Genomic DNA, 10,672 nt, shown 5'->3' with positions numbered 1-10,672 from the left:
GCAGCTTTGTTGACGGCGTTCATTCACTTGTCGCCTCACTGCAACTCCAATTACTTTGGCTATAGATTAGGTACTCGAGCTTGGCAGTTTTCTGCCAAGCTTTTTCTGTTTATTTTTCGTTTCAATATTTACTTGTTTGCTTTGGGTTTGGGTGGATTGCTCGCGCACAAAGCAAATCGGTAAAGCGTTAAACATTAAAAGGATAGGGCATGGCTACGCTACACTTTAGTATTCTCGTCGATGGCGTCAATGACGAAGATTTAGTGGTAAGAAGCTACCAAGGGCAAGATAACTTTTCTTCCGTTCAACACGCTGATGGTACTTGGTGCCATGGTTTTCGTTATGACATCCAACTTGCTAGTCGCCGACCGGATTTCACCGCCTTAGACATGGTGGACAAAAAAACCGAGCTTGTCATGCATCGTGACGGCGAAGTAGTGCAACGAATTAACGGTATTGTGCGTAACTTCACCCAAGGCGAAACCGGCCATCACCATACCTTTTACTCTTTAACTCTCGTGCCTGAAATTGAGCGTTTATCCTTGCGCCATAACAGCCGCATTTTCCAATCCATTTCTGCGCCCGATATCATCGCCACCTTATTTAAAGAAATGGACATCCAAGGCTTTGTCTTTGCATTAACTCGCACGCCAAAGCAACGTGAGTTTTGCATGCAATATCGTGAAACGGACCTTGAATTCATTAACCGCCTTGCTGCTGAAGAAGGCATGGTCTATCACATTGAGCAGTTCAAAGGTAAACACAATGTCTTGTTTACCGATGACTCTCAAGTCATTACCTCACTAGACTCACCTGTGCCTTATAACGTGATGGCCAGTGGCATTAGTTCAACGCCGTATATAAAAGAATTCAGCAAGACGACTCAGTTTGAAGTCAGTGAAGCGCACAGCGGTGATAGTAGCTTTAAAAAACCGCAGTACACCTTTAGTCAGCAGGCCGTCGCCAATGATATGGATTATCAGCGTGATACCTATCAACACTTTGACGCGCCGGGGCGCTTTAAAGATGACGCAGTTGGTAAAGAATTCAATCAACTACGTCTAGATAGCTTGCGACGCCATGCTCATACCGCCAAAGGCAAAGGGAATGAGCCACAGTTACAAAGCGGCGCCAAGTTTGAATTAAGCGAACACAGTGATGACAACTTTAATAAAAACTGGCTAATAATCGCCAGCACTCATCAAGGCGACCAACCGCAAGCGCTCGAAGAATCCGCCGGCGGCAAACCGACGACTTACGCCAACCAGTTTGACGCCATTCCAGCGGATAAAACCTGGCGCATGCCACAGATGACTCGCCCACAAGTTGACGGTCCCATGACCGCTTACGTGGTTGGCCCAGAGGGTGAAGAAATCTTCTGCGATGAATATGGTCGAGTGAAACTGCATTTTCCGTGGGATAGATATTCCAATGGCAATGAACATAGTTCATGTTGGATTCAAGTCTCACAAGGCTGGGCTGGTAGTCAATACGGACAAATCGCCATTCCAAGAATTGGCCATGAAGTCATTGTTTCGTTTTTAAATGGCGACCCAGACCAACCGATTGTGACAGGCCGTGCGTTCAACGCACAAAACCTGCCGCCTTACACACTGCCGGGTAATAAAACCAAAACCGTATGGCGCAGTGAAACCCACCAAGGTGAAGGCTTTAACGAAATCAGCTTTGAAGACCAATCTGGCTCAGAGCAAGTGTATGTTCACGCGCAAAAGGACTTTAAATCCGAAACTCTCAACGACCACATCACCGATGTAAATCACGACCAGCATCTAATGGTTGAAAATGACCAATTTACTCAGGTTAAAAATAATCATCATTTGACGATAGAGGGTGAAAGTCGTAGCAAAGTGACGGGTCATTTATCTCAAGAAGCGACTGGCTCAATACAACAGAAAATCGGCGCCATTCATGTTATAGAAGCAGGAAAAGAAGTGAGCTTAACCAGTGGTGGGAAGCTGATCGTTGAAGCTGGCTCAGAAGTGACTTTAAAAGTTGGTGGCAGTTTTGTAAAAGTGGATGCGGCAGGGGTTCATTTAGTGGGTGCTGGTGTGAATATCAACTCTGGAGGAAGTGCAGGCTCTGCTAGCACTTATAGTGGCAGCGCGCCAATGTTGCCTAATGACATTGAGCCAATACAACCACCACAACCAGCGATCCCAATTGAGATTGACTCTGTTATAGAAGCGGAAACTGTTAATAAAGCCACCATCAAGCCGTGTCCATTAAAAGGAGGTCAATAATGTTAGCCTCTTACTTTTTTGGACAAGAGCGTGCCTACTGGCTTGTCAGTGCCGACATCCACCAGCAAGCGATTAAGCAAAACCATCAATTGGGTTTTTCCGATGCTTTACCATTATTTCATGGTGAAAGCTTCAAACAGGTCATGCCTTATTCACCTTGGCTTATTCCAATACAACCAGAGCTTCAGAATGTAGATAGTGACACGTTTAATCAAGGAATCATGCTCGTCAGTCATGAGCCAATGTGGAATGTGGTTACACACTTAAGAAGCTTACTTTATGCCGCTCTTGATGGCGAAGAAGTGATGTTTCGATTTTATGACCCAAAGGTGGTAGTGCCAATGCTTACAACCTTTACTCAAGATGAAATCAATGCATTTTTAGGTAATAGCCAACAGTTAACTTGTCTTCAAGAAGGACAATTAGCCGTTTATCACAACACAAGTCAATTGGATTATCAGCTGTATTCAGAGACATGGTGGAAAATCCAACCTCAGCATTTAGAGCCGCTATATAAAGTGAATGAACACGCAAAGGCCATTGTGAGCAAACTGTGGGAAAAGCTGCCCCAGAAAATCGATGCATTGCCAGACCCTTTGGTGTTTTTTCAGGAAATATTACAACAAGCCCTCAATGACGGCACAAATAGCGATAAGGCAGAAAGCATCGCTTTAGTTCAGTTTTCTAAGCTCACCAATACGTCTTATACCGAACTGTCACAGGCTTTGTTGCTCACTCGTGATGAATTAGATGAATTACAAGAAATAGAAAAGGGAACAATTTAATGGGAATGCTAGGCGTTAACCCGCATTGCGTTGAATGTGCCAATACTGATCACTGGATTGAGTTGATTGTAGTTGATGAACGCAACCAATATTTTGATAACGTCAAAGGGACATTGATTGACGCTAAAGGCCGTCGATATACTATCACTTTGAATAATCAGCCAATTCGGTTAGACGGAATTACCGCTGGCCGCATTCAAATCGAACTAGACCCGACATTATGGCTTAAGCAAGCTCAGCAACGACGACCATTTGTAATGGATCCTAACGTGAATCAAATTCATAACGTTAAAGTTGGCGATACTTTAACATCTATTGCTGGGCAACATGGCATGACACTCAATGCGATATTGGAATTAAATCCACAATATCAAGATGATCCTGATTTAATTGTGGTGGGTGATACGGTAAAGCTTAATGAACAATATCAAGGCGATCCAGTAGATGAATGGCTCGCTCAAAACTCCATCGGTTACCATGAAGCGACGAGACAACGCGTCAATATGACCGCAGGTGATTTGTTATCAACGGCTGATGCCGAGGCGCTTCCTGAACGTCATCAAACGAAACAAGCGTTATCACTCAATGATCCTAGTTTTAGTGGTCATCTTCTAGCGGATAAATGCTATGTGGTTTGCGTGCAAGGTTTTAACTACATAACACTACGATTTGGCCTGTTCTTTGATGGCACTGCCAATAACACTTACAGTGCTCAATGGGGTAAGCAACAGTTAGAAGGTTATTATAACCAATGGCAATCCTTATGCAGTCTAGAAGGCAATTTACCGGTTAAAGACTGGCAAGCTCGCAGTTATGCTTACCCTAATCAAGACGACTTTTATTGGTTTTGGGAAGATGATGAGAAAGTGGAAAGCAGCGCGGCTAACGAGCTGACCAACATTCAAAAGCTGTATGAGCGTTACCTTAATAATGAATTTAATCAAGAACAGACCGTATTTTACCACTCGGAATACATTACTGGTATTGGTACAGGTAATAGCACAGAAATCGCTAAGGCCGATGAATCTGTACTTGGTGGTCAAGCTCTAGGGCTGGGTGACTACGGTGTAGAAGCCAAAGTAAGTATAGCTATTGAACAAGTGAATCAAGCATTAGAACAACAAATAAAACCAGAACTTCCATCTATAAAAATTGATGGAATCAACAAAATTGAATTGGATGTATTTGGCTTTAGTCGCGGGGCCGCTGCCGCCCGCCATTTTATTAATGTGTTGCTCGATGGCGAGCAAGGTGAATTTGTACCAAAGTTTGTTGAAGTGTGCCAGCAAAATAAGTTAGCGTTGCAAGCGGGTTTTGATTGGAATGAGAATGAGCACTGCGAAGTGACCTTTGCCGGGTTGTTTGATACCGTGGCCGCAATTGCTGATTTTAGCTCACTGGATTTTACCCCACATAACCAAGATAATGGCAATGTGCGTTTGTGGTTGGACCCACAACGGGTACGCCATGCAGTACATTTAACCGCCTCTCCGAAAACGGAATACCGTTATAATTTTAGTAGTAATAAACTTAATTCTGCTGATAACTTTCATGAAATTATGGTGTATGGCGCACATTCGGATGTGGGTGGTGGTTATTACTCACAATATGCCTTTGATCAAAATGAATACTTGCTACCTCTGATTGAGCGCAAACGAATTAAACGTATTTCGCGAGATTTTAGCCTGTTTCAGTTTGATAGCGTCAAACAGCAACTTGAGAAGACATTGCAGCAAGAGCTAGCGAAAGAAGTGGCGCAAGGTTGGAACGCGGATGATTATAAGATTGAAATAAAACAAAGTATCTCCCCAAAAGGAGATCGCCAGCAGGCGATTGGTGAATTAATTTTGCAACGTCTCGTACAAGGAGATTTATCGCGTTTGTACTTACGGGTGATGTATGGTCTAGCAGAGTCAATGCAGGTGCCATTTAATGAATATCCAGAAGGCTCATCAGTTTCTGTATGGTCTGATTCAAAACAGTATAAATACAAAGTGCCTGAGTTGATTAGTTGCGTTAATAACTCTCCAGCTATGACCTTTGGTAAATTGTGCGATGTCATATTGCAAATGAGCAAACAAGGCAACATTGCAGAATTAACGACTTACTTATCCTCAAATGAATTTTTAGACGCTTTTATGCGTTATAACCTGATTCATCATTCATCTGATGATGGCATTGCTAACCACCCGAATACCAATTCACAAGGAGCGTTTGATCGTGAACAATATGATCCGACAGTGTAAACGAGTGTTGCTACTATTAACTTTAGTTTCATTGCCTTGCGCCGCGTTTAGCAAAGTACCGGAAGTACCCAAAGATAAACCTAAGTGGCGTATAGGAGTGACGACACCGAGCTTTTATAATGTAGATGTAGAAAAAGCATATGCTATTAACGAGGATGAAGATTGGACATCTTATGTGTTCAGTTATTCACAATTGCCAAATAAAAATAGCCTAAAAAACATACATACGTGGATTTCAAATTATGATGGCTTCGGTATTGCTTTAGATACATTAACTATTCTTTCCAGTGTCCAAATGGGAGGTACCAATCATCTGCCAGATTCAGTGTATATACATTGGACATCAATGCATGATTTAAAGTTTTATGTCACTAAGTTCAACTTATCTCCACAGATTAAAAATATAATGCTAAAGAAAAAAGAGTGGAGTTGGGGAAGACCATGTTATGTGAATGATTTCATGTTTGGTCTATTACCAAATGGACATGCTAAGGTGTGGCTTTCAGGTTGTGATACTTTCATTTATATAGGAGAACTGAAACCATTTAAAGACATAAAGACGAAATTAAATTTACAAGATAAAAAACTTTATGCTGAAGGTAAAACTGTTTCGTCTAGTGTATTTATTAATCGCCAAAAGCAAGCGAATGAGTTAGGTGAATCTCTCTTTCCAATTCCTTGGGATAAAGTTCATAAAGTCTATTGGCAAGAAGGGGATATTGACGTTTATTCTCTGGATGACTACAACGCTCAAGGTGATCTTATCAATCCAAGACCAAAACCTATTACACCGAAACCTAAGTCAATCACTTACCGTTGTTGGCAGAACAAACCACCCGTTCCCAATTCACAGTTCAAACTGGAATCTTCATCACCGCAATTTACTTTTTTACAATTACTGTGGGAATACAGTCCACATCTAGTCAATCCCGTCGATAACTTAGACAGCACCATCAATGACGCATGGAAGGAAGCCAAACAACAAGGCTTAGATGAAGACCATACCCAAGCGTGGGTGCTCGGTCGTTTGGTTGGATTAACCGATTATCCGCTAGATAAGTTGTATAAAGAGTTAAAAGTGTCCGAGCAGGGACAAGCCTTGATTAAACAATATGTCGATCAGATGTGCCAGTAAGCAACATCACAATCTTACTGTCGAAGGTGAAAACTTTAAACAGGCAATACTTATCTTCTTAGGTAGGCAAAAACTTGCCAATTCACTGGCAAGTTTTTGCCTACCTTAAATAAGGAAAAAAATAAACTGCTGATTTTAATGGTTTTTATTTTTGGTATGGATATTGCTAAATGGTTTGGATGATGATGCAACACAAGGTGGCATTATTGAAAATTTAAACCATAAGGAGACTCTATGCCCAATGCAGCGTTAATCGGAGATCTAGGCTCTGATCATGATGGTTTTCCTGCTACACCAATTATTGCAGGATCACCAACAGTCAAAATTGATGGTAAAGCGGTGGCGAGGCAAGGTGATCCACTTACGCCACACGATAAACCTAAAAATCCAATACATCCTAGGGTGATAAAAGGTGGTTCTTCGACCGTTATGATTGATGGAAAACCTGCCGTAAGAGTGGGAGATGCCGTAGATTGTGGTGGCGTTATTATTGGAGGTTCAAGTGTTAACATTGGTTAGATTGGGTGCCAGTATTTTATTTTCAATCTTGTGTTCTTTTGGCGCAGTTGCTCAGCAGCCACTCGATATTGATCAACTGACACCAAAGGCCGCTGTTGAAAAAGGTGAGTTATTGAGAGCTCAGTTTAAAGATAAAGAAGCAAGAGGGTACCTTCAATATGCGGCAGAAGAAGGGAATATGAATGCCCAGTATTTGTATGCGATTAGCTTATTAACCTACCACCCATCATCACGTTATCAACCTGTGGCAGTTCAACATTTACTAGAAGCAGCCGAAAGTGGTTATCGCCCAGCAATGCTTGAGCTTTATAGCCAACCAGAGTTACTGAGTCGTGCTGAACAGGCTGAATGGAAACAACGTTATTTAGAGTCGTTATTAGAATTTGCAAAAATCGAACCTAATGAGGCTGATTTTTATCTTTATCAGTTTTATAACCAAGATTATGGTGGCGATGAAGAAAAAGCCGAAAGATATTTTGAACAAGCTTTAAAGGCTGAGCAACCATTAGCCATGTATGAACAAGCGCTTAAGTTACAAAAAGGAGAGGGCTTTTTTTTCTTTCAGTCTAATCGTTTTAAAGAGATGAATAACTGGTTAGCAAAAGCGGCAAACAAAAGTTACATTCCCGCTTATAGACAGTTGATCAAAAATTATGAACTAGAGGGTGATTATAAAACGGCTTATCAATGGCGGGTGAGATTATTACAGCAAGGTGATTTATTGTCTCTAGCATCAATGGGAAATATCTTATTAGGATATTCTGATGAAGGTTATACAGAGTTTCTTGATGAAAGGCTAGGCTTAGAGTATCTCAGTTTATATTTAACGTTTGCAGGGCAAGATCGTATGGGCTCGACGTATCGTAAAGCAAAAGTTAACTATGACCGAGCATTTGAAAAGCTAACGGAAACTGAGCGTAATCAGCATGAAACTCTAACTCTTTCTAAGTTAGATAGTGTGAAATTTGTTTATATGGATCGCTATTTTTTCAAGAAATTTTGAGTAATTGATATATACCCAAGTAACTTCAAGATGCGAGTTTCAGCAAGAATAAAACAAGCTTTAGGCAAGGCAAATTGAATATGATCATAGTTATTCTATATCTGTTCAATTTAACGCCGCATAAAGCTTGTTTTAACTTGCCCTTCGGGAGCTTCATCTTGAAGTCACTTGGGTATACCTTAATGGCATGCTATTCATTCAGACTGCCTATATTTGAATGAGTACCATGTTTTATTGATGTAAAGCAATTCTATTTCTACCTGCAATTTTTGCTTGATACAGTGCGATATCGGCTTGATGCATGAGTTGATCAATGTCACTTTTATCTGCTCGTTGATGACAGCAGCCAATTGAAACGGTGATAGAAAGGCTTATTTTATCGTTGATTTTGATAGTGAGATCTTCAATAACCTGGCGTAATTTTTCAGCTTTATCGACGGTTGCTTGCGTTGAATTTAAGCGACATAAAATGGCAAATTCTTCTCCTCCCATTCTTGCAAAAATGTCACCTTCCTCAATGTTTTCCTGTAAAGCTTGGGTGAAACTTTGCAGCACAAGGTCACCAGCTTTATGACCATATGTGTCATTGATATTTTTAAAGTAATCAATATCAAACATTAATGCAGAGAGCATATGAGCTTCTGATGTGTGAGGTGGGAAAAAGTATTCCGCTTGTTCGAAAAAGTAACGGCGATTATGAATTCCTGTCAGGGAGTCAGTATTAGCAATTTTCTCCAATCGCTTTTCTAATTTTACACGGTCAGAAATATTGAAAACGGTGGTTCTTGCAACGACTAAGCGATTGCGATCTTTGACACCACTCGCTGATAAAGAAACGTGGAAGCTACGGCCATTTTTGCATATTAATTCTAAAGTAACGCCTTCTACTTGCGGTTTCGTGTTCAAATCTTCAATTAAGTTGTTGAATAATAGTTTGCTGTCATCGGTTAAAAAATCACTAAAATGGTGATTTAATAACTCTAATTTTTTATAGCCAAGCCATTCGGCCAGAGTGCTGTTAACTCGTTTAATATATCCTTTCTTATCAAGAGTATTGTAGCCACATGGTGCATTTTCATAGAGATCAGTTAGTTCTAAGGTCGCTCTTTTGTTGTATTCACGTTGATAGCGCTTTTGCTCATATAAGCTAATTGATAAATATAAAAGTACCGATATGAGAATCAAAGCACTGGTAATTAACCCTATGCCTAAAGGCTGATAAAAAAAGGATGCTTTGTGTATTAAATCATTGGGAATAAATAGTACGAGTTTCCAATGGGAATTATCGATTGACTCGGGAGTTATTGTTAAGCGTTTAACAGCAGGAAAGAAATGAATGTCTTCAAAATCAAATGGTTCGATGGATTGAAAACGAAATAATCCCTCATCAGTATGCAGTGAGCCTGAACGATGGTTTTGAATTTTTTGCCATACTGTAGGATGCTTATTTTTTATGTTTTTTTCTAATTGATCGAATTCTCGTCCCCATTCTAATTGAGGGTTGTAATGGTTTAACCAAAAACCTTGATTATCAGTGAGCATTGCATGACTAGTAATATCGCTTTTAGAGCGACTGCTAAAACTGTTAAGAAAGTCTTGTGCGAGATAGTTGATCATTAATATGCCAACTTTATTTCCATTATTATCAAGTACTGGGCTCGCAAATCTTAAAATAGGCTTATAAGGCTTTTCTAATTCGCCTTTATATAAGCTGAGTTCCATTTTAGAGATGTAGGCTTCATTTGGTTGGAGCGTTTGAGCTGCTTTGAAATAATGAGTATTTGATACGTCTTGTAAATCATTAGAAGCAATACTTTGTTCAAATTTTGGATTGTATAAAGTTTTTGCTAGTTCTTGACCATTTAGGCTGATTAAGCGGATCTGATCATGGCTTTGGAAGGTATTAGCAAGATTGATGAATAAAGCTTCAACTTGTTGGCGGTATGCCGCTCGTTCTGCTTCTGTCGTCGCCAAAAAGTACTGTGACAGAACTTTTGATTTTGACGTCATTTGCAAGATCATCATCTGCTGCTGAATTTCTTTCTGTAGCAACTGTGTGGTAGTGCTAATGAAACTACTCTCTCCACGTAGAATCTGTTCTTCTAGTTTATGAGTGTAATTTTTATATAAGAAGTAGCTAGCAATTGCCGAAATGAAAAGTAAACAGGGCCACATCCAAGTGAATCTGCGCCAGATCTTTTTTGGAGTTTGCTTGGGATCTAGTGGTTTATGAAGCAGTGTAAATGAATGTTCCTGCACGGCTGATTATATCCTTTAATCATTGATCTTAAGTAAGTTTTGCATATTGATGTTGCTTGAGTATATACCCAAGTGACTTCAAGGTGCAGAATTCAGAGCTATCATCCAAACCTTTAGGCAAGAAAGATTGGCGAAGGAATGTAAGCACCTTTCAAACCAATCTGACGCGGCATAAAGGTTTGAATGAAGCTCCCGAAGGGCAAGTTAAAACAAGCTTTATGCCGCGTTAAATTGAGTAGAGATAGAATAACTATGATCATATTCAATTTGCCTTGCCTAAAGTTTGTTTTATTCTTGCTGAAACTCGCATCTTGAAGTTACTTGGGTATATAAATGTACCTGAATTTCTGGAGACTATTAACTAAAGAATATGAAATGAATGAAGAATAGTTATCTATTTATTCATATTTTATGGTTATTGGTGTAAATATAGGCAAAAAATAAGCAACCCGGAGGTTGCTTAA

General features: G+C 40.1%; 8 protein-coding genes. 6 read left to right on the top strand and 2 right to left on the bottom strand.

The genetic code is table 11. From position 1 onward, the window contains the following. Positions 1-209: 209 nt before the first annotated feature. From QQJ93_RS12350 to QQJ93_RS12325, 6 genes are all read left to right on the top strand, one after another. Positions 210-2,261 (top strand): type VI secretion system Vgr family protein, encoded by a 2,052-nt coding sequence (locus QQJ93_RS12350; RefSeq protein WP_089123783.1) that lies wholly within the window; start codon positions 210-212, stop codon positions 2,259-2,261. Beyond that, positions 2,261-3,046 carry a DUF4123 domain-containing protein gene (locus QQJ93_RS12345; protein WP_089123782.1) on the top strand — a complete coding sequence of 262 codons (786 nt, stop codon included), beginning with the start codon at positions 2,261-2,263 and terminating at the stop codon, positions 3,044-3,046. Before QQJ93_RS12350 ends, QQJ93_RS12345 begins: the two co-directional genes overlap by 1 nt. Beyond that, on the top strand, positions 3,046-5,292 hold the full coding sequence (locus QQJ93_RS12340) for a phospholipase effector Tle1 domain-containing protein (protein WP_089123781.1): 2,247 nt from the start codon (positions 3,046-3,048) through the stop codon (positions 5,290-5,292). The genes QQJ93_RS12345 and QQJ93_RS12340 overlap by 1 nt, the downstream gene beginning before the upstream one ends. Then, positions 5,276-6,427, top strand: a complete 1,152-nt coding sequence (locus tag QQJ93_RS12335; RefSeq protein WP_284186100.1) for a DUF2931 family protein — start codon at positions 5,276-5,278, stop codon at positions 6,425-6,427. The genes QQJ93_RS12340 and QQJ93_RS12335 overlap by 17 nt, the downstream gene beginning before the upstream one ends. A gap of 234 nt (positions 6,428-6,661) precedes the next feature. After that, complete coding sequence (locus QQJ93_RS12330) at positions 6,662-6,946, top strand: type VI secretion system PAAR protein (RefSeq protein ID WP_089123779.1); 285 nt, start codon at positions 6,662-6,664, stop codon at positions 6,944-6,946. Further along, on the top strand, positions 6,930-7,949 hold the full coding sequence (locus QQJ93_RS12325; RefSeq protein WP_089123778.1) for an SEL1-like repeat protein: 1,020 nt from the start codon (positions 6,930-6,932) through the stop codon (positions 7,947-7,949). Before QQJ93_RS12330 ends, QQJ93_RS12325 begins: the two co-directional genes overlap by 17 nt. A 231-nt stretch (positions 7,950-8,180) precedes the next feature. Here QQJ93_RS12325 and QQJ93_RS12320 read toward each other — a convergent pair whose 3' ends face one another. Further along, a complete protein-coding gene (locus QQJ93_RS12320; RefSeq protein ID WP_089123777.1) occupies positions 8,181-10,208 on the bottom strand; it encodes a sensor domain-containing diguanylate cyclase in 2,028 nt (675 codons plus the stop codon). 113 nt (positions 10,209-10,321) lie between these two features. Next, complete coding sequence (locus QQJ93_RS12315) at positions 10,322-10,468, bottom strand: hypothetical protein (protein WP_284186090.1); 147 nt, start codon at positions 10,466-10,468, stop codon at positions 10,322-10,324. Positions 10,469-10,672 lie beyond the last annotated feature (204 nt).

The sequence above is a fragment of the Vibrio algivorus genome, assembly GCF_030161215.1.
Taxonomy (GTDB): Bacteria; Pseudomonadota; Gammaproteobacteria; order Enterobacterales; family Vibrionaceae; genus Vibrio; species Vibrio algivorus.
The sequence above is the reverse complement of the archived record's forward strand: the minus strand, read 5'-3'. Positions and strand labels throughout refer to the sequence as shown.

Bases quoted from the DNA above. Each gene is read 5' to 3' on its own strand.
- QQJ93_RS12350 (WP_089123783.1), top strand. From the start codon at position 210: ATGGCTACGCTACACTTTAGTATTCTCGTCGATGGCGTCAATGACGAA.
- QQJ93_RS12345 (WP_089123782.1), top strand. From the start codon at position 2,261: ATGTTAGCCTCTTACTTTTTTGGACAAGAGCGTGCCTACTGGCTTGTC.
- QQJ93_RS12315 (WP_284186090.1), bottom strand. From the start codon at position 10,468: ATGATCATAGTTATTCTATCTCTACTCAATTTAACGCGGCATAAAGCT.
- QQJ93_RS12340 (WP_089123781.1), top strand. From the start codon at position 3,046: ATGGGAATGCTAGGCGTTAACCCGCATTGCGTTGAATGTGCCAATACT.
- QQJ93_RS12330 (WP_089123779.1), top strand. From the start codon at position 6,662: ATGCCCAATGCAGCGTTAATCGGAGATCTAGGCTCTGATCATGATGGT.
- QQJ93_RS12335 (WP_284186100.1), top strand. From the start codon at position 5,276: ATGATCCGACAGTGTAAACGAGTGTTGCTACTATTAACTTTAGTTTCA.